The sequence below is a fragment of the Streptomyces mauvecolor genome (assembly GCF_039532965.1).
GTDB classification, from domain to species: domain Bacteria; phylum Actinomycetota; class Actinomycetes; order Streptomycetales; family Streptomycetaceae; genus Streptomyces; species Streptomyces violascens.
This window is the reverse complement of the sequence record NZ_BAAASQ010000005.1, coordinates 53,530-71,339: the sequence shown is the minus strand read 5'-3', so window position 1 is coordinate 71,339 and position 17,810 is coordinate 53,530. Positions and strand designations below refer to the sequence as shown.

Genomic DNA, 17,810 nt, shown 5'->3' with positions numbered 1-17,810 from the left:
CCCGATCGCCACCCATGGAGGCCGAACGTCCCGGTTTGCCGGATTCCAGACGGTGAACTTCATCTACTCCGTTCGGCGCTCGTTCACCCGTTCGGCCGTGCGGGATTCTTTCCGGAATTGATCAACGAACGGCCCAGTCGGACCACTCCCGGGGATTTTCGGTAAGGAATGTGTGGCGGCCCGGGAAATTGATCACCCGGCATATGTGAACGGCGTACGAAAGACCAAGATCGGCGCGTGATCCACCCGAGTTCGGCGGGCCCGTCGGCCCAAGGGGCGGGTCGGGTGCGGGGCGCGTCGGACGGCTCGGTAATCTAGGCCCGCTGACACACCCTTAGCCGGCCCTTAGGTACGCGGCCGGCTCATCGGTAGCCCGTCCGAAGCAGTCCGTCTCGTACGTCCAAGGAGTTGCCGCCGCCGTGAGCCGCAGCCTTCGACGCGGCGCCCTCGCCGCTTCTGCCATCGCGTTCTCGCTCGCCTCCCTCTCCGCCTGCGCCGCGGGCAACGGGGCCCAGACGCTCGGGGTCAAGGCGGACAACGCCTACATCACCGTCGGCGACATCAAGGTCCAGAACGCGACGGTCGTCACCCAGCCGAAGGTCGACGCCGAGGGCCCGGCCGTCGTCGCCGCGACGCTGTTCAACAACGGCACCGACCCGCAGACGCTGGACTCGATCCAGGTCGGCAGCGCCGCCGTCAAGCTCTCCCCGGCCAAGGGCACCGGCCCGATCACCGTCCCGGCGCACGGCTCCATCGTGCTCGGCGGCAAGGGCAATGCCTCCGCGGTCGTCGCCAACGGCCGCGAGGCCGCCAAGAACGGCGACGCGCAGAAGGTCACCTTCCAGTTCAGCAGGACCGGCAACGTGAGCCTGGACGCCTTCGTGGTCCCGGCCACCAGCTACTTCGAGGGTGTCGGCCCCAGCGAGCTCCCGAAGCCGAAGGAGTCCCCCGCGGCCTCGGGCGAGCCGTCGGCCCCCGCCTCGGGCGCCCCCTCCGGCTCGGCCACGCCGAACACGCCGGGCGGCAGCGGCAAGCCCGCGGGCGCCGGCTCGGCGTCGCACAGCGCGGCGGGTCACTGACGCAACCCCGGTAGACGAATGAAAGGAGGGCGGGCCCGGATCCGATCCGGGCCCGCCCTCCTTTCCTGCACCGGCCATGCGCCGGGTATCGGCCTACGGCTCGAACTTGTAGCCCAGGCCGCGGACCGTCACCAGGTAGCGCGGCGCGCCCGGGTCCGGCTCGATCTTGGCGCGCAGGCGCTTGACGTGGACGTCCAGGGTCTTGGTGTCGCCGACGTAGTCCGCGCCCCAGACCCGGTCGATGAGCTGCATCCGGGTCAGGACACGGCCCGCGTTGCGCAGGAGCATCTCCAGGAGGTCGAACTCCTTCAGCGGGAGGTCGACCTTGCCGCCGGAGACGGTGACCACGTGGCGGTCGACGTCCATGCGGACCGGGCCCGCCTCCAGGGCGGCCGGGGTGACCTCCTCCGGCTCGCCGCGGCGGCGCAGGACGGCCCGGATGCGGGCCACCAGCTCGCGCGAGGAGAACGGCTTGGTGACGTAGTCGTCGGCTCCTATTTCCAGGCCCACGACCTTGTCGATCTCGCTGTCCTTGGCGGTCACCATGATGACCGGGACGTTGGAGCGGCCGCGGAGCTGACGGCAGACCTCGGTGCCCGGCAGACCGGGCAGCATCAGGTCGAGCAGGACCAGGTCGGCGCCGTTGCGCTCGAACTCGTCCAGGCCGTCGGGCCCGGTGGCCGCCACCGCGACCTCGAAGCCCTCCTTGCGGAGCATGTAGGACAGGGCGTCGCTGAAGGATTCCTCATCCTCGACGACGAGCACTCGGGTCACGGAAGGACCTCCGGGGCAGGAACTATGGCTTGTGATTCAGGCACAGCGGAACTGAAGGTCTCGTACGGGACGTCCTCGTCCTCGTCGACCGTGACAGGCCCGCGCCCGGCGGAGGCGCGGTCCCGGACGGCGCCGGCTTCCGGCAGCCGCAGGGTGAAGGTGGAGCCCTGTCCCTCGGAGCTCCACACCGTGACCTCCCCGCCGTGCGAGGCGGCCACGTGCTTGACGATGGCCAGGCCCAGGCCCGTGCCGCCAGTGGCGCGGGAGCGGGCCGGGTCCACCCGGTAGAAGCGCTCGAAGACGCGCTCGCGGTCCTTCTCGGAGATGCCGATGCCCTGGTCGGTCACGGCGATCTCGATCAGGTCCCCGCCGGGCGCGGCGATGCGGCGCCCGGCGATGCCGACCCGGGTCCTGGCCGGCGAGTAGTTCACGGCGTTCTCGACCAGGTTTCCCAGGGCCGCGGCGAGCTGGCCGCGGTTGCCCCAGACGTACAGGTCGGCGGTGCCGCCCGCGGCCATGGTGATCTGCTTGGTGGACGCGGGGTGCCGGGAGCGGTCGATGGCCTCGGCGACGAGTTCGTCGACGCGGACCGGCTCGGCGTCCTCCAGCGGGTCGTCGTTCTGGACGCGGGAGAGGTCGATGAGCTCCTGGACCAGATTGGTGAGCCGGGTCGCCTCGATCTGCATCCGGCCGGCGAAGCGGGTGACCGCCTCGGGGTCGTCCGAGGCGTCCATGACGGCCTCGGACAGCAGGGAGAGCGCCCCGGTCGGGGTCTTGAGCTCATGGCTGACGTTGGCTACGAAGTCGCGCCGTACGGCCTCGATGCGGCGGGCCTCGGTGAGGTCCTCCACCAGGAGCAGGACGAGCCGGGAGCCGAGCGGGGCGACCCTGGCCGAGACCGCGAGGGCCTCGCCGCGGCCCGTACCGCGCCGGGGCAGGTCGAGCTCGACCTGGCGTATCTCGCCGTCGCGGCGGGTGTCGCGGGCCATGTGGAGCATGGGCTCGACGGCCAGCTTGCCGCCCCTGACCAGGCCGAGCGCGTACGCCGCGGAGCTGGCCTTGACCACCGAGTCGCTCTCGTCGAGGACGACCGCGGAGGAGCGCAGTACGGAAAGGACCGTGTCCACGCCCGGGGGCAGTACGGCGTCGGTGTGCAGGGACGTCCGGGTGGGCCGCGCCTGGTCGCGCTCGCTCCAGCGGAACGCCAGCATGGCGATCACGCCGGTGCACACCCCGGCGATCGCTGCCAATGCGGCAACCGCCGCGTTCACGTCCATGCATCCAGGTTATGCGGCCCCACCGACACCGACCCAGCCAAATGGGTGGCCGCTCGAACGTTCGTCGCCCAGAGTTCACCGAGGTGATAGGGACGGTTCACTTCCTATGGCCGAATCGGACGCGTAACGGACGGAACGTGGGAGCGTGGGGTTCACAGGCACCCCCGGCCCCCCGGAGACGTTGTAGAGAGGGACACCCATGCGGGACGCGTACCACGAGGAACTTGACTCGATCGGCGAGGGCCTGGTCGAAATGGCCCGCCTTGTCGGGTCGGCGATCGGGCGCGCCACCACGGCCATGCTCGACGCCGATCTGAAGCTCGCCGAGAGCGTGATCGCGGCCGACCAGAAGGTCGACGATCTCCAGCACGACCTGGAGGCCCGGGCGATAGCCCTGCTGGCCCGCCAGCAGCCGGTCGCCACCGATCTGCGGATCGTCGTGACCTCCCTGCGCATGAGCGCCGACCTGGAGCGCTCGGGCGACCTCGCCCAGCACGTGGCCAAGCTGACCCGCCTCCGCTACCCGGAGCGCGCCGTTCCGCACGACCTGCACGCCACCATCCTGGAGATGGGCCAGCTCGCCCAGCGCCTGATGGCGAAGGCGGCGGAGGTCATCATCACCAAGGACGTCGACCTGGCCCTCCAGCTGGAGCAGGACGACGACGAGATGGACCTGCTGCACCGCACGCTGTTCCAGCACCTGATGGACGACCGCTGGAAGCACGGCATCGAGACCGCGGTGGACGTGACCCTGCTCGGCCGCTACTACGAGCGCTTCGCGGACCACGCCGTGTCGGTCGCCAAGCGCGTGGTCTACCTGGTCACCGGCGAGCACGCCGACGAACTCCAGGCGGCGACGCCGGTCGAGGGAGCCTGACACCGGAGGACGCCCAACAGGCTTGCGCGCGTGCGCCGTTGATGCGCCCGCCGGATTGGGCATGCAATGGGTAAAGGCTCACTGCGTCTGCCTACCCCGGGAGGGACCCATGGCCGATTCGCCCACGTCCGAACCACGCCAGGAAGCACCTGTCACCCCTGTCGAAGTGGTCCGGCTCCCCTTGATCGGCGCATGCGGCTGCGGCTCGGGCTGCGGCTGCGGCTGCCAGTCGGGCGCGCCCTGCCAGTGCGGCGGCTGATCCCGCCGACGGGGTTGTTCCCAGCATGAGTTCCCAGCACGAGGAGGGGCCCCGCCCGGGTCGGGCGGGGCCCCTCCTTCGTTCATCGGCGTCGTGGGCTCACTTCACGGTGACGGTGACCGACGGCGAGGTGACCTCGTCGTACTTGATCCGCAGTTCCTGCTTGCCCTTGTCGTTGAGCTTGGCGTCGAGGGAGTAGCTGCTGCCCTGCTTGACCGTGGTGCTGGCCTGCAGGGTCGTCCACTTGCTGCCCTTCTTGTGCTGGAGCACCAGCTTGCTGCCTATGGGCATGCCCTTGGTGCGGCCCGTGAACGTCACCTTGTCACCGGCCTTCACCGAGACCGACGACGCCTTCACGGTGATGGACGCGGCCTGCTTGGACGCGGAGGTGGACGGGCTCGGCTTGGGCTTGGCGCTTTCGGCGGCATGCGCGAAGGTACCGACCGCGCCGGCGGTCAGCAGGGCAGCCGACAGCGCACCGGCCGCGAACGTCCGGGCGCAGCGGCTGCGCAGGGTGGCTTTCACATTGGACTCCTGTCTTGGCGGACTCTCCCGGGTGATGCGCGGTTCGCCGTACGAGCGTGCCGAGGTGGGACGAGGCGTGCCGAGGCGTCGCACTCGGCTCGCATTTCGGGCGAAATACGCGTTTCGAGGCTATCCACCGGGTGCCGGGTCGGCGACCGGAGCGCGAGCGGCCGGGTACGGGGTGTAACGCAAAACCCCCTGCGCGGCGGAAATCCGCAGGCAGGGGGTTTGGGGTTACCTCTTGGGCCCGGCTACAGGGATTACTTCTTGCCCTGGTTCTTCACGGCCTCGATCGCGGCGGCGGCCGCGTCCGGGTCGAGGTAGGTGCCGCCCGGCTTGACCGGCTTGAAGTCGGCGTCGAGCTCGTACACCAGCGGGATGCCGGTCGGGATGTTCAGGCCCGCGATGTCGGCGTCGGAGATGCCGTCCAGGTGCTTGACCAGCGCGCGCAGCGAGTTGCCGTGGGCGGCGATCAGGACGGTCTTGCCGTCCAGGAGGTCCGGGACGATGCCGTCGTACCAGTACGGCAGCATGCGCGTCACGACGTCCTTGAGGCACTCGGTCTGCGGGCGCAGCTCCGGCGGGATCGTCGCGTAACGGGCGTCGTCCGACTGGGAGAACTCGGTGCCGTCCGCGAGCGGCGGCGGCGGGGTGTCGTACGAGCGGCGCCACAGCATGAACTGCTCCTCGCCGAACTCGGCGAGCGTCTGCGCCTTGTCCTTGCCCTGGAGCGCGCCGTAGTGGCGCTCGTTCAGGCGCCAGCTGCGGTGCACCGGGATCCAGTGGCGGTCCGCGGACTCAAGGGCGAGCTGGGCGGTGCGGATGGCGCGCTTCTGGAGGGAGGTGTGCAGCACGTCGGGGAGCAGGCCGGCGTCCTTGAGCAGCTCACCGCCGCGCGCCGCCTCCTTCTCGCCCTTCGGCGTGAGGTTGACGTCCACCCACCCGGTGAACAGGTTCTTCTCGTTCCACTCGCTCTCGCCGTGGCGGAGCAGGATCAGCTTGTACGGTGCGTCGGCCATGCGTCCGAGCCTAATCGACGTTTCGGGGCCCTCGCGCGCGCACGGGCCCCGCCGGTGCCTTGGGCCCCGGGGCCGTCTCGATTGACGGACGCCGTCAATTCACTGGCCCTCGGGAACCGGCCACTTGTAACTTGCGGGCATCAGCCGCACCACTTACACGAGTGCCACAGTTCCGGGGGAAGCCGCATGTCCGTCGCCAGTCTCAGACGCGCCGCACGAGAAACCGTATCGGGGCTTCCCCGGGAGTTCTGGTGGCTGTGGACCAGCACCCTGATCAACCGGCTCGGGGCCTTCGTCGCCACCTTCATGGCGCTCTACCTCACCCTGGACCGGGGCTATTCGGCCTCGTACGCGGGACTTGTGGCCTCGCTGCACGGGCTCGGCGGAGTCGTCTCGTCGATCGGCGCGGGCATCATGACCGACCGGCTCGGGCGGCGCCCCACCCTGATGATCGCCCAGACGTCGACGGCCCTGTCGGTCGCGCTGCTCGGCTTCATGACGGATCCGGTGGCGATCGCGGGGGTCGCGTTCCTCGTCGGCATGGCGAGCAACGCCTCGCGGCCGGCGGTGCAGGCGATGATGGCGGACATCGTGAAGCCGGAGGACCGTGTCCGCGCGTTCTCCCTCAACTACTGGGCGATCAACCTGGGTTTCGCGATCTCGTCGATGACGGCGGGCTTCATCGCGCAGTACAGCTACCTCGCGGGCTTCCTGGGCGAGGCGAGCCTGACGCTGGTGTGCGCGGTGGTGGTCTTCCTCAAGCTGCCGGAGTCCCGCCCGGAGCAGACGGCGGTGGAAAAGGAATCCGAACCCCAGGTAGGCATGGGCACGGTCCTGAAGGACGGCCGCTTCATGGGAGTGGTGGGCCTCTCCTTCCTCATCTCCCTGATCTTCCAACAGGGTTACGTGGGCCTGCCGGTGGCGATGGGCACGGACGGCTTCTCCAGCGCCGACTTCGGCCTGGCGATCGCGGTGAACGGCATCCTCATCGTGGCGGTCCAGATCCCCGTCACCCGCTACATCCAGCACCGCGACCCGCGCCGCCTCCTGATCATCTCGGCGCTGCTCGCGGGTTACGGCTTCGGCCTGACGGCGTTCGCGGGTTCGGTGGCGGTGTACGCCCTGACGATCTGCGTCTGGACCCTGGCCGAGATCGTGAACGCGCCGACGCAGACGGGCCTGGTGGTCCGCCTCTCCCCCGTCCACGGCCGGGGTCGCTACCAGGGCATCTACACGATGTCCTGGTCGGTGGCGGCGCTGGTGGCCCCGCTGATGTCGGGCTACGTGATCGACCACTTCGGCGCGACGTGGCTGTGGGCGGCGTGCGCGGTGCTGGGAAGCGTCGCGGCGCCGGGGTACTGGGTGCTGATGCGGGGGCTGGCGGCGGACGAGGTGCCGGGGGCGTCTGCTGGGGCTCCGTCGGCGGGGGCCGGGGATGCGCCCCGAACTGAGCTTCAGGCGGACTCCGCGGTGTGATCCCGAAAGGTCAGCCGAGCTGGACCATCCCACCCCCGTCACGGGCGGGCGAGTGGGTGGGCAAACCCCCCGGTTCGGCCTCGCCGCACCGGCGAGGTCAACTCGCCCCACCCGTCAGATGCGTGAACGCGTCGAGGTTGCGCGTGGACTCGCCCCGCGACACCCTCCACGCGTACTCCCGCCGGATGGCCGACGCGAAGCCCAGCTCAAGGAGCGTGTTGAAAGCGCCGTCCGCTTCCTCCAGGACGACCCCGAGCAGCCGGTCGAGCTCGTCCGGGGTGACCGAGGAGAGCGGGAGCTTGCCCGCCAGGTAGACGTCGCCCAGCCGGTCGACCGCGTAACTCACCCCGTACAGGCGGAGGTTGCGCTCCAGGAGCCAGCGATGGACGGCCGGCTCGTTCTCGTCGGGGTGCCGCACGACGAACGCGTTCACGGAGAGGGCGTGCGCGCCGACCCGCAGCGAGCAGGTCGTGGAGAGCTTGCGCGTGCCCGGCAGGGTCACGACATACGTGCCGGGCTCCGGGGACTCCCACGAGAGCTCCGCGTCCTTGAGGGCCGTTTCGATGACCTGCCGCACGTCAGCCATGCCGCGAGCCTACGCGAAGCCCCGGACGCGACCCGGGTCGCTCACGAACCCGGCGCCGACGCGAACGTACGCCACCGGCCCCCACGCCCGACCCGGGGTGGACGCGTCACCCGTGATGGGACCGGATCCGCCGCCGGTGTTCGGCCATCGCCGCCGTGTAGACGTCCGCCGTCGCCGACGCCGCCGTCCCCCAGCCGAAGGACTGCGCGTGCCGGGCGGCCGCGCTGCCCATGCGCTGCACAAGGGCGGGGTCCTGGACGAAGCGGCGCAGGGCGGTCGCGTAGTCCTTGGGGTCGTGGCCCTGGACCAGGAACCCCGTCACCCCGTCCCGTACCGCCACCGGAAGCCCGCCGACGGACGCCGCGACCACCGGCGTGCCGGCCGCCTGCGCCTCTATGGCGACCAGTCCGAACGATTCGCTGTACGAGGGCATGACAAGGACGGACGCCGCCCGGAACCAGTCCGCGAGCCGGTCCTGGCCGACCGGTGGTCTGAACCGTACGACGTCACCGATGCCGAGCTTGGCCGCCAGCTTCTGCAGGCCTTCCGGCTTGGCCAGGCCGCTGCCCGAAGGACCGCCCACGATCGGCACGATCATCCGCGAGCGCAGGGAGGGGTCGCGCTCCAGGAGCTCCGCCGTCGCCCGCAGCAGGATGTCCGGCGCCTTCAGCGGCTGGATGCGGCCCGCGAACACCGGGATGAACGCGTCCCGGGGCAGCCCGAGCCGGTCCCGCGCCGCGGTCCTGCCGTCCGCCGGGCGGAAGCGGTCGAGGTTCACGCCGGGGTGGACGACGGCGACCTTGCCGGGGTCGGCGTCGTAGAAGCGGACGAGCTCGTCGGCCTCCTCGGCGGTGTTGGCGATCAGCCGGTCCGCCGCGTTCACGATCTGGGTCTCGCCGATGACGCGCGCGGCCGGCTCGGGGGTGTCGCCCTCGGCGAGCGCCGCGTTCTTGACCTTGGCCATGGTGTGCATGGCATGGACGAGGGGCACCCCCCAGCGTTCGGCGGCGAGCCAGCCGACGTGCCCGGAGAGCCAGTAGTGGGAGTGGACGAGGTCGTAGTAGCCGGGCCGGTGGTGCGCCCAGGCCTGCATGACCCCGTGCGTGAAGGCACAGAGCTGGGCCGGCAGCTCCTCCTTGGCGAGGCCCTCGTACGGCCCCGCGTCGATGTGCCGCACCAGCACCCCGGGCGACATCTCGACGGTCGGCGCGAGGCCGCCCGTGGTGGCCCGGGTGAAGATCTCGACCTCGATGTTGATCGCGGCCAGGCGCTTGGCGAGCTCGACGATGTACACGTTCATGCCGCCCGCGTCGCCCGTCCCCGGCTGGTGCAGCGGGGAGGTGTGGACGCTGAGCATGGCGACCCGGCGCGGCTTGCGGTGGCCGCCCGGCAGCCGGAGCCTGGGCGGGCCCGCCAGGGTGCCGGCGAACCGGGACACGTACTGGCTCACGTCGAGGCCCTCCTCGGCTCGGGGCACTGCCTTCGGACGCGGAGCGGGCATGCGGACACGCCCCTCCAAAGCCCCGAACACCGGAATCCGCCCTTTCATTTCCACTTTGCCAAAATGTTGCCGGATACGCCGGGCGGCCCCGGCGAGGGGAGCCTTCGGCATCGGCACGGGCCTGCGGAAACGTCCGGACGGAACCGTGGGTCCAGCCGGGCGGAACCGTCGTGCCGCCCGCGCCGAACCGTCGGACCAGCCGGGCCGAACCGCCGCCTACCCTCGTCCTATGGCTCCACCCCCGTCCGCGAAGCGCCCCGTCGGCACCGTCACGCGCGGCACCACCAACCCGAACCGGCTGCGCCGCATGGACCGCTGGATCGCCGACGCGCACGGTGCCGCGCTGCGCCGCGCGACCGCTCCGGTCGCCGTCGACCTCGGGTACGGGGCCGCCCCCTGGACCGCGGTGGAACTGCTCCAGCGCCTGCGCACCGCGGCTCCCGCCGTCTCGGTGGTCGGCATCGAGATCGAGCCGGCCCGGGTCGCCGCGGCCAAGCCGTACGAGCGCAAGGGCCTCACCTTCCGCCACGGCGGCTTCGAGGTGCCGCTGGCCGAGCCTCCGCTGCTGATCCGCGCGGCGAACGTGCTGCGCCAGTACGACGAGGGCGAGGTGGCCGCCGTCTGGGCCCGGCTGTGCGCGCGGCTCGCGCCGGAGGGACTGCTCGTCGAGGGCACCTGCGACGAGATCGGCCGCCGCCATGTCTGGGTCGCGCTCGACCGCTCGGGCCCCCGCACGGTGACCTTCGCGACCCGGCTCGGCTCCCTGGAGCGCCCCTCCGACCTGGCCGAACGGCTGCCGAAGGCGCTGATCCACCGCAATGTGCCGGGTGAGCCGGTGCACGCCTTCCTGCGCGACTTCGACCGGGCGTGGGCGGCGGCCGCCCCGTACGCCTCGCTCGGCGCGCGGCAGCGGTGGATCAAGTCCGTACGGGATCTGTCGGCCGACTGGCCGGTCGTGGACGGCGTACGGCGCTGGCGGCAGGGCGAGGTGACGGTCGACTGGGCGGCGCTCGCGCCCAGTTGAGCCCGGCCGTTCCGGTCCGGCCGATCCGGCCGAGGTGACGCCCGGGCCAATTCGGGGCGTTGTTCGCGTCGTCGTACGGGTGAACCCTGGGGCCGGCGGAACGCGTGGAGCCCGCTGTTCGTCAGACGGGACGGAATGCGGAGAGGACCGCGCAGGGCACTGCACAGAGCACTGCGCGGCGGAACGCGCGGAAGAACGCGCAGGGGGATGTGCCTCGTTCGGTGCCCTTGCGCCTCTGTCGTTTTGGCGGAGGCCGTGGCAGCATCGCGGCAGTGTGATGTTACTGACGGTAAATCACATATGGAGTGTCCGGTGTTCCGGTGTGGGGCCGGGGCCGGCTGGAGGGGGAGTTCATAGTGCCGAAGCAACGCCGTCTGGCGGCCGCGATCGCCTTGGTGTGCGCCTTGACCGCGTTGGCGGTGCCGGGCACGGCGTTCGCCGACCCGGTGCCGCCGCCGTCGGCCACCGCGCCCGCCCCGCCCAGGACGCTCGAAGAAGTGGGCAAGCAGATCGACGACCTGTACCGGCAGGCGGCCGCGGCCACCGACGCGTACAACCTCGCCGAGGAGCAGACCAAGCAGCAGTCCGCGCAGATCGTGCAGCTGGCCCAGGAGATCGTGAAGGGCCAGGAGAAGATCAAGCGCCTGAAGGACCAGGCGGGCGCCACCGCGCGGATGCAGTACCGCAACGGCGGCCTGCCGCCCGGCGCACAGATGATGCTCAGCGGTGACCCGGAGACGTTCCTGAACGGCGCCGACGCGCTGCGCCAGGGCCAGCAGGCCGCCCAGGGCGTGCTCGGCGAACTGAACCGTACGCAGGCCGACTTGGCGGCGTACAGCAAGGACGCCACCGCCCAGTGGAAGAACCTGGAGGCCAACCGGGTCAAGAAGGAAGCCGCGAAGAAGGACATCACCGAGAAGATCGCGGCGGCCGAGAAGCTCCAGGACCAGCTCAAGGAGCAGGAGAAGCAGCGCCTGGCCGAGCTGGAGCGGAAGAAGGAGTTCGACTCCCAGACGGCCTGGCTGAGCACCGGCATACTGAAGGAGATCAACAGCAGCGCGAGCGAGCAGGGCAAGAAGGCCGTGAAGTTCGCGACCGACCAGATCGGCAAGCGGTACGTCTGGGGCGCCGCCGGCCCCGACACCTTCGACTGCTCGGGTCTCACCTCACAGGCCTGGATCGCGGCCGGGCGCGGGATACCGCGCACCTCGCAGGAGCAGTGGGCCCAGCTGCCGCACGTCGCCATCAAGGACATGCGCCCCGGCGACCTCATCATCTACTTCGCCGACGCCACCCATGTCGGGATGTACATCGGCGACGGCGCGATCGTGCACGCCCCCCGGCCCGGCCGGACCGTGACGATCACGGGGGCCGGCTCCATGCCGATCCTGGGCGTCGTGCGCCCCGACAAGTAGGGGCACCGTACGGCCCGCCCTTCTCTTCCGGCTCTTCCGGCAGGGCACCCCCCGGACACCCCCGGCCCGTCCGGCCGGGCAGTTCCGGGGGGACCCGGCGGGCAATCGCTTACCGGCGGTACGGGCAGTCCGCAACTTCCTGAGGCCCGGACAAATAAGGCATGCGGCATATGCCAACCGGCCCGGGGCGATCAACCGCCGAACGCCATTCCGCCACGCCCGTGGATGACGCTAGGGTCCCGGCTGGTGGGGCGCCGACCGGCGCACCCCCGCGCCCTCGGGGGGAGGGAAGGATTCCGGAACCGACGATGCCCGCATCCCAGCACGTACCCGTACCGCACCAGCGAGCCGCCCCGGAGCCCCAGACGGGCAGCGCCGTCGACGGCCCGCTCAACCTGCTGGTCATCGAGGACGACCCGGCGGGCACCTTCACCGTGCACGAACTCCTCGACGCGGCGGGCACCCGGGTCCGGATCCGCACCGCCCGCAATCTCACCGAGGCCGAGCGGCTGCTCACCGACGACATCCACTGCATACTCCTGGACCTGGCGCTGCCGGGCCGCGACCCGGACGACGAGCTCGCGGCCCTGCGGCATCTGCTCCGCCTGGCCCCGCGCCACGCCGTACTGGCCCTCACCCCGTCCACCCACGCGGAGCGGGCGGCGGAGGCGGTCCGGGTCGGCGCACAGGACTACCTGTTCCGGGACGAGCTGGACGGCAGGCTGCTCAGCCGCGCCATCCGGTACGCGGTGGAGCGCAAGCGCGCGGACACGGCGCAGTACAAGCTGGCCAAGTCGCGGCTGCACGCCCAGGAGAACGCCCGCCTGGAGCGCGGGCTGCTCCCGACCCCGCTGCTCGACGGCTCCGACCTGCGCTTCGCGGCCCGCTACCGCCCCGGCCGCTCCCGGGCGCTGCTGGGCGGCGACTTCTACGACACGGTGCGTACGCCGGACGGAACCGTCCACGCGATGATCGGCGACGTCTGCGGCCACGGCCCCGACGCGGCGGCCCTCGGGGTCGAACTCCGCATCGCCTGGCGGGCGTTGACGCTGGCGGGCCTGTGCGGGGACGAGCTGCTCTCCACGCTTCAGGAGGTCCTGGAGCACGAGCGCGACAGCGAGGAGATCTTCGCGACGCTGTGCACCGTCGACATCGCGCCGGACGGCCGCAGCGCGGGCCTCTGCCTGGCCGGCCACCCCTCACCGCTGATCGCACTCCGCGGCCGGGCCCAGCTGCTCCCGTACGAGAACGGCGGCCCGGCGCTCGGCCTGCTGCCGCGCGCCCGCTGGCCGCGCCGGCAGGTCCAACTCGGCCGGGAATGGGGCCTGTTGATGTACACCGACGGCCTGATCGAAGGCCGCACGGGCGAGGGCAGCCAGCGGCTCGGCCAGGACGGCATGCTGGAAATGATCAACAGCCAGCTGGCGTCCGGGCTGCGCGGCGAGTCACTGCTCGAAGCGGCGGTGACCCGGGCCCGCGAGCTCAACGGCGGCGAGCTGACGGACGACGTGGCGGTGGTCCTCCTGGAACGCAAGCGCACGGAGGACTGACGGCGGGGGCCCTCCGGGGCTACCGGCCGCCGTTGTAGGGCCCGTACGGACCGTCGCTGCTGGAGCCGCCGCCGCGTCGGCCGCCCCGGCCACCGCCGGAGACCTGCCGGATCGCGGGCCGTACGTCCACCATGAACACGATCGAGGCGACGAGCCCGGCGAGCTGCAGGAACAGCACCGGCACGACCAGGTTCACCACGACCGTGATGCCGAGGATGATCAGCCAGAACGGCTTGGTCTGCTTGTCCGCCGCGCGGTACGCGTCCTCGCGGGCCACGACGGCGAAGACCAGCGCCACCACGGCGATGACGAGCATCGCGAGATAGAGCAGCGATGTGAGAAGGCTGAATCCCGTGAGCAACATGCGGTGCACCGCCTAATGAGTCCTGATGAGTACTGCGTCCTGATACGCGCTGCGCCCCGATGAGGGTGGAGAGCGCCTCGCGGCCAAGGTACTAGGACAACGGGGCGGGCTCCCCGAAGGTGCCCGCCCCGCGAACCGCGTGGGCCGACTACTCGGCGGACTTGGCGGCGGTCTTCTTGGCCGCGGCCTTGCGCGGGGCGGCCTTCTTGGCGACGGGCTTGTCGGCGGAGCCGGAGTCGGAGTCGGCCGAGGCGGCCTCGTCCTGAGCCGGGGCCTCCCCCTGAGCCGGGGCCTCGTCCTTGGGCTCGACGGCGGTGGCGATCTCGACGATCTCGTCGGCGGCCTCGCCGCGCCACTGCTTGACGACCTCCTGGCCGTGCTCGGCGACCGAGTCGTAGCCCTCGCGCGCCTTGACGGCGTACTCGGCGAGGACACCGACGCCGCGCAGGGCGAGATCCTGGGCGTTCTCGCCCAGCTTCTTGAGGTCGCCGTCGAGGGCGCCGAGGAACTCGTTGGCGCGGGTGGTGACGGCGGCCTGGACCTCCTTGACCCGGGTGGCGGCCTTCTCCTGCACGGCCTTCGGGTCGGTGCGGCGCACGGCCTCGATGCGCTCGGGCGCCTCGGCCTGGATCTTCTCGATCAGCGCCGGGACCTTCTTGGCCTGCTGCCCTGCGATGTCCGCCGTGCCGGCGAGGAAGTAGAGGGGGGTGGGGTCGGTGAGGGTCTTGCGCAGGTCATCGGTGATGGCCATGACTGTCCTCCCGGATCAGTGCTCAGTTGCTCGCTTGAGGGTCTTGAGGGGTGTGAGGATGGTCGGCGGCGCTGTCGGTGTCCGGGTCGGCGTCGAGCCCGTTCTCCTTGCGGAAGGACTCGTAGATCTGGAGCAGAACCTGCTTCTGACGCTCGCTGAGCGAGGGGTCGGCGAGAATGACGCTGCGCGTCCCAGCGGCCTCTGGAGACCGCTCGTCGAGAATCCCGGCCTGCACGTACAGCGTCTCGGCGGAGATCCGCAGCGCCTTCGCGAGCTGCTGCAGAATGTCCGCGCTCGGCTTGCGCAGCCCGCGCTCGATCTGACTCAGATACGGATTGGACACCCCGGCGGCATCGGCGAGCTGCCGCAACGAGAGCTGCGCATTGCGCCGCTGCTCGCGCAGGTACTCCCCGAGATTGCCGACGTTGAGCGATGCCATACCCCGATGGTGCACCAGCCCTGCTAACTATTGCAAGCGGACGCTTGCAAAAGTGTGCTGTGCCACGGCGCGGCCGAGCGCTTCGGCCGGCGGACCCGTGCGGAAGTCGGCGGGTCGAGCGACCAGGGGGCGATGCGTAAGGGGCACATGTCCGACGGCCTGTCGTACGCCGAGTTCGCCGCCCGTCTCGCCCCCGAGTGGCGGGTGCCGGTCGCTACGCCCCGTTCCCCGCCTGCTTGACGGTCCTGATCACTGGGGCCGTTTCCAGGTGGGTGATGGCCGGGAGGGCGGCGATGCGGGTGGTCAGGTAGCGGTACAGCGCCCGCTGGTTCGCGCAGACCACGCTCGCGTACAGGTTGGTCGGGCCGGTCGTGGCGGCGGCGAACGCGATCTCGGGGTGGCCGGCCAGCGCCCGGCCGGTCTCCTCCAGGTGTGCGGGGGCGACCGACAGCCAGAGCAGGGTTCGGGCGTGCACGCCGAACATGCGCAGGTCGACGTCGACGTCCAGGTAGAGCAGGCCGTGTGCGCGCAGCTCCGTCATCCGGCGCCGGACCGTCGTCGCCGACCAGCCGGTCGCCGCGGCCAGCTGCTCGAACCCGGCCCGGCCGTCGGTGGCGAGCAGGGCGAGGAGCTTGCGGTCGCCGTCGTCGAGCCGCACCGGTCCGGGTCGGTGCGGCAGTGGAGGCGGGCGCAGCCGCTCGGCCTCCTCCGCGTCCAGCGCCCCGAATTTTCCGGCCAGGTTGTCCGGGCCGCCGAAAAAGGCGTGCAGCACGGAGTGCGCGGTCACGCCCTCCACCCGCGGGGTGCGCGGGAGTTTGGCCAGCAGCAGCGCCTCGCTGTCCGCCTCGCTCTCCGTACGGACCACGCAGGTGATCTCGGTGCCGCCCGAGTGGAGGCTCACCCAGGACGTGTCGGGGCGTCTGGCCAGCGCCTCGGCGACCGGCAGCGACGCGGTCGGCGCACATCGCACCCGCAGGAACCACATGACGGCCCCCAGCACGGTGGAGTCGACCCCGCCCAGCACCCGTACCGCCCCGGCCGACCGCAGCCGGGCATACCGCCGGGCGACGGTGCGGTCCGACACACCGAGCACCTCGGCGATGGCGCTGAACGGAGCACGGCCGTCGATCTGCAGGGCGTGCACGAGCCGACGGTCCAGGTCGTCGTAGGCATGGGCATGGGCGGAGTCGGATTCCACCGTGTCGAGGGTAGACGGTGTCAACTATCCATGGAATCCGGGCTGTTACTGGCCGGGGCGGCTCGGCCGACGGAGCGTTGCCCCTGTCCCGATCGACACAGCCTGAGGAGAGTCCGTGGACACCGATGTACTCATCGCCGGCGCCGGCCCGACCGGTATGACGCTGGCCAACGAGCTGCTCACGGCGGGGGTGTCGGCCGTCCTCGTCGACAAGCTGCCGCGGCGCAGCAGCCTCTCCAAGGCGGGCGGCGTGCAGTCCCGCACCCTGGAGGCGCTCGACCAACGAGGCCTGCTCGAACCCCTGTTGGCCACCGGAGACCACCCCGTCACCACGGGCCACTTCGCCGGTATCCCCCTCCCGTTCGACTCCAACCGGCACCACCTGCCCTGGCGGGCCGTGCCGCAGGTGGTCATCGAGGGGTTCTTCGAGCAGCACCTCGCCGCGCACGGCCTCCATGCCCGCAGGGACCACGAACTGGTCGGCCTCGCCCAGGACCCCGACGGGGTCACCGCGGCCTTCGCCAACGGCACCGCGGTCCGTTCCCGCTACCTCGTCGCCGCCGACGGAGCGCACAGCACCGTACGGTCGCTGCTGCGGGCCGCCTTCCCCGGTCAGCCCGGTACGTTGACGATCGTCGCCGCCGACGTGCGGCTGGGCGGGGACGATCCGGCCACTTCGCACACCTGGGGCGAGGACGGGCACTGGGCGGCGCTGTTCCCGCTCGGCACCGATCCGCAGGGCAGGCCGCTGCGCCGGCTGGTCCTCGGCGGGCCGGGCCGGTCGCTGCCGAGGGAGACCCCGGTCACCGAGGACGAGATCCGCGACGGCCTGAGCACCGTGTTCGGAACGCGGGTGCACCTGCTCGAACTTCGCTACGCCCGCCGGATCACCAACGCGTCGCGGCAGGTCGGGCAGTACCGGCACGGGCGGGTGTTCCTGGCGGGCGATGCCGCCCATGTCCACCTTCCGCTGGGCGCGCAGGGCATGAACGCCGGGATGCAGGACGCGTTCAACCTCGGCTGGAAGCTGGCCGCCGCCGTGCACGGCTGGGCGCCGAAGGACCTGCTCGACACGTATCACGCGGAACGGCACCCGGCCGGGGCCGCCGTACTGCGCAATGTCCGGGCGCAGAGCCTGCTGATGGACTGGGCCGGTACCCGCGATCCGGAGGTGCTGGCCGCCCGGGAGATCTTCACGGCGATGGCCCAGCTCCCGGACGTCCAGCACCATCTCGCCGACCTGATGTCCGGGATGACCGTCCGCTACCCGATGCCGGGCACCGCAACCCACCCGCTCGTCGGCCTGCCCGCCCCGGACCTGGACCTCGGTCCGGCCCGGGTCCACGAACTGCTGCGGTCCGGCCGCGGCATCCTGCTGGACCCGTCCGACGCGTTCGCCGGCATCGCCGCCCCCTGGTCGGACCGCGTGGACCGAGCGGGCCGGGGCGCCGACACCGCCCCGATGCTCGTCCGGCCGGACGGCTACGTGTGCTGGGCCGGCCCGGGCGACCCGGAACCGGCGCTCGCCCACTGGTTCGGCGAGCCGCGCCGACCCGTCGGTTCGTGATCGTCAGGCAGGGCAGCCCCACGCTCTCCCCGTCGCTGAAGCCCTCCGCGTACAGGCGGGTGCCCGGCGGGAAGTGGCGCTGGGGGGCGGGAGGCCGGGCGGCGGCTCCCGCGGGCCAACGCCCGGGAT

At 71.4% G+C, this 17,810-nt stretch carries 17 protein-coding genes; 7 read left to right on the top strand and 10 right to left on the bottom strand.

The features are described from left to right. The first annotated feature begins 419 nt into the window (after window positions 1–419). The gene (locus ABD346_RS05790; RefSeq protein ID WP_344372364.1) at window positions 420–1,079 is read left to right on the top strand and encodes a copper chaperone PCu(A)C domain-containing protein; all 660 of its coding nucleotides are present in this window, start codon (window positions 420–422) and stop codon (window positions 1,077–1,079) included. Window positions 1,080–1,172: 93 nt separating this feature from the next. On the opposite strand, the gene phoP is transcribed toward ABD346_RS05790, so the two are convergent. Next, window positions 1,173–1,844: a two-component system response regulator PhoP gene (gene phoP, locus ABD346_RS05785; protein ID WP_465270246.1), complete on the bottom strand. Its 672-nt coding sequence runs from the start codon at window positions 1,842–1,844 to the stop codon at window positions 1,173–1,175. Window positions 1,845–1,849: 5 nt separating this feature from the next. Continuing rightward, window positions 1,850–3,130 (bottom strand): two-component system sensor histidine kinase PhoR, encoded by a 1,281-nt coding sequence (phoR, locus tag ABD346_RS05780; RefSeq protein WP_053728183.1) that lies wholly within the window; start codon window positions 3,128–3,130, stop codon window positions 1,850–1,852. Between the two features lie 199 nt (window positions 3,131–3,329). Between phoR and phoU the strand changes: the two genes are divergently transcribed. After that, window positions 3,330–4,007 carry a phosphate signaling complex protein PhoU gene (gene phoU / locus ABD346_RS05775; RefSeq protein WP_344372361.1) on the top strand — a complete coding sequence of 226 codons (678 nt, stop codon included), beginning with the start codon at window positions 3,330–3,332 and terminating at the stop codon, window positions 4,005–4,007. Between the two features lie 358 nt (window positions 4,008–4,365). On the opposite strand, the gene ABD346_RS05770 is transcribed toward phoU, so the two are convergent. Together ABD346_RS05770 and ABD346_RS05765 are read right to left on the bottom strand one after the other, a co-directional pair. After that, on the bottom strand, window positions 4,366–4,791 hold the full coding sequence (locus ABD346_RS05770; RefSeq protein WP_344372358.1) for a hypothetical protein: 426 nt from the start codon (window positions 4,789–4,791) through the stop codon (window positions 4,366–4,368). A 260-nt stretch (window positions 4,792–5,051) separates the two neighbouring features. Continuing rightward, complete coding sequence (locus ABD346_RS05765) at window positions 5,052–5,810, bottom strand: phosphoglyceromutase (RefSeq protein ID WP_189965063.1); 759 nt, start codon at window positions 5,808–5,810, stop codon at window positions 5,052–5,054. Between the two features lie 186 nt (window positions 5,811–5,996). Here ABD346_RS05765 and ABD346_RS05760 point away from each other — a divergent pair, with 186 nt between their 5' ends. Beyond that, on the top strand, window positions 5,997–7,286 hold the full coding sequence (locus tag ABD346_RS05760) for an MDR family MFS transporter (RefSeq protein ID WP_344372354.1): 1,290 nt from the start codon (window positions 5,997–5,999) through the stop codon (window positions 7,284–7,286). Between the two features lie 97 nt (window positions 7,287–7,383). Here the strand turns inward: ABD346_RS05760 and ABD346_RS05755 are convergent, their stop codons facing one another. Together ABD346_RS05755 and mshA are read right to left on the bottom strand one after the other, a co-directional pair. Then, complete coding sequence (locus tag ABD346_RS05755) at window positions 7,384–7,872, bottom strand: type III secretion system chaperone family protein (protein ID WP_344372351.1); 489 nt, start codon at window positions 7,870–7,872, stop codon at window positions 7,384–7,386. Between the two features lie 106 nt (window positions 7,873–7,978). After that, window positions 7,979–9,322, bottom strand: coding sequence for a D-inositol-3-phosphate glycosyltransferase (gene mshA, locus ABD346_RS05750; protein WP_344372852.1), 1,344 nt, complete (start codon window positions 9,320–9,322; stop codon window positions 7,979–7,981). 280 nt (window positions 9,323–9,602) lie between these two features. Between mshA and ABD346_RS05745 the strand changes: the two genes are divergently transcribed. From ABD346_RS05745 to ABD346_RS05735, 3 genes are all read left to right on the top strand, one after another. Next, window positions 9,603–10,397, top strand: coding sequence for a class I SAM-dependent methyltransferase (locus tag ABD346_RS05745; protein WP_344372348.1), 795 nt, complete (start codon window positions 9,603–9,605; stop codon window positions 10,395–10,397). 356 nt (window positions 10,398–10,753) lie between these two features. Next, window positions 10,754–11,812, top strand: a complete 1,059-nt coding sequence (locus ABD346_RS05740) for a C40 family peptidase (protein ID WP_344372345.1) — start codon at window positions 10,754–10,756, stop codon at window positions 11,810–11,812. A 308-nt stretch (window positions 11,813–12,120) separates the two neighbouring features. Further along, complete coding sequence (locus tag ABD346_RS05735) at window positions 12,121–13,362, top strand: PP2C family protein-serine/threonine phosphatase (protein ID WP_344372343.1); 1,242 nt, start codon at window positions 12,121–12,123, stop codon at window positions 13,360–13,362. A 19-nt stretch (window positions 13,363–13,381) separates the two neighbouring features. Here the strand turns inward: ABD346_RS05735 and ABD346_RS05730 are convergent, their stop codons facing one another. The 4 genes from ABD346_RS05730 to ABD346_RS05715 form a co-directional block, all read right to left on the bottom strand. Further along, window positions 13,382–13,726, bottom strand: a complete 345-nt coding sequence (locus tag ABD346_RS05730) for a DUF2516 family protein (RefSeq protein WP_344372340.1) — start codon at window positions 13,724–13,726, stop codon at window positions 13,382–13,384. Window positions 13,727–13,874: 148 nt separating this feature from the next. Further along, entirely contained in the window at window positions 13,875–14,477 is a 603-nt protein-coding gene (locus tag ABD346_RS05725; protein WP_344372337.1) for a hypothetical protein, read from the bottom strand. A 22-nt stretch (window positions 14,478–14,499) separates the two neighbouring features. Next, window positions 14,500–14,916: a helix-turn-helix domain-containing protein gene (locus tag ABD346_RS05720; protein ID WP_344372334.1), complete on the bottom strand. Its 417-nt coding sequence runs from the start codon at window positions 14,914–14,916 to the stop codon at window positions 14,500–14,502. A 214-nt stretch (window positions 14,917–15,130) separates the two neighbouring features. Further along, a complete protein-coding gene (locus ABD346_RS05715) occupies window positions 15,131–16,114 on the bottom strand; it encodes an Lrp/AsnC family transcriptional regulator (protein ID WP_344372331.1) in 984 nt (327 codons plus the stop codon). Between the two features lie 115 nt (window positions 16,115–16,229). On the opposite strand from ABD346_RS05715, the gene ABD346_RS05710 reads away from it, so the two are divergent. Then, window positions 16,230–17,681, top strand: coding sequence for an FAD-dependent monooxygenase (locus ABD346_RS05710; RefSeq protein WP_344372328.1), 1,452 nt, complete (start codon window positions 16,230–16,232; stop codon window positions 17,679–17,681). Window positions 17,682–17,810 lie beyond the last annotated feature (129 nt).

What these genes read in the sequence shown, in the direction of transcription:
- phoR (WP_053728183.1), bottom strand. Translation starts at nt 3,130, where the DNA reads ATGGACGTGAACGCGGCGGTTGCCGCATTGGCAGCGATCGCCGGGGTG.
- phoU (WP_344372361.1), top strand. Translation starts at nt 3,330, where the DNA reads ATGCGGGACGCGTACCACGAGGAACTTGACTCGATCGGCGAGGGCCTG.
- ABD346_RS05765 (WP_189965063.1), bottom strand. Translation starts at nt 5,810, where the DNA reads ATGGCCGACGCACCGTACAAGCTGATCCTGCTCCGCCACGGCGAGAGC.
- ABD346_RS05760 (WP_344372354.1), top strand. Translation starts at nt 5,997, where the DNA reads ATGTCCGTCGCCAGTCTCAGACGCGCCGCACGAGAAACCGTATCGGGG.
- ABD346_RS05755 (WP_344372351.1), bottom strand. Translation starts at nt 7,872, where the DNA reads ATGGCTGACGTGCGGCAGGTCATCGAAACGGCCCTCAAGGACGCGGAG.
- ABD346_RS05745 (WP_344372348.1), top strand. Translation starts at nt 9,603, where the DNA reads ATGGCTCCACCCCCGTCCGCGAAGCGCCCCGTCGGCACCGTCACGCGC.
- ABD346_RS05735 (WP_344372343.1), top strand. Translation starts at nt 12,121, where the DNA reads ATGCCCGCATCCCAGCACGTACCCGTACCGCACCAGCGAGCCGCCCCG.
- ABD346_RS05730 (WP_344372340.1), bottom strand. Translation starts at nt 13,726, where the DNA reads ATGTTGCTCACGGGATTCAGCCTTCTCACATCGCTGCTCTATCTCGCG.
- ABD346_RS05725 (WP_344372337.1), bottom strand. Translation starts at nt 14,477, where the DNA reads ATGGCCATCACCGATGACCTGCGCAAGACCCTCACCGACCCCACCCCC.
- ABD346_RS05720 (WP_344372334.1), bottom strand. Translation starts at nt 14,916, where the DNA reads ATGGCATCGCTCAACGTCGGCAATCTCGGGGAGTACCTGCGCGAGCAG.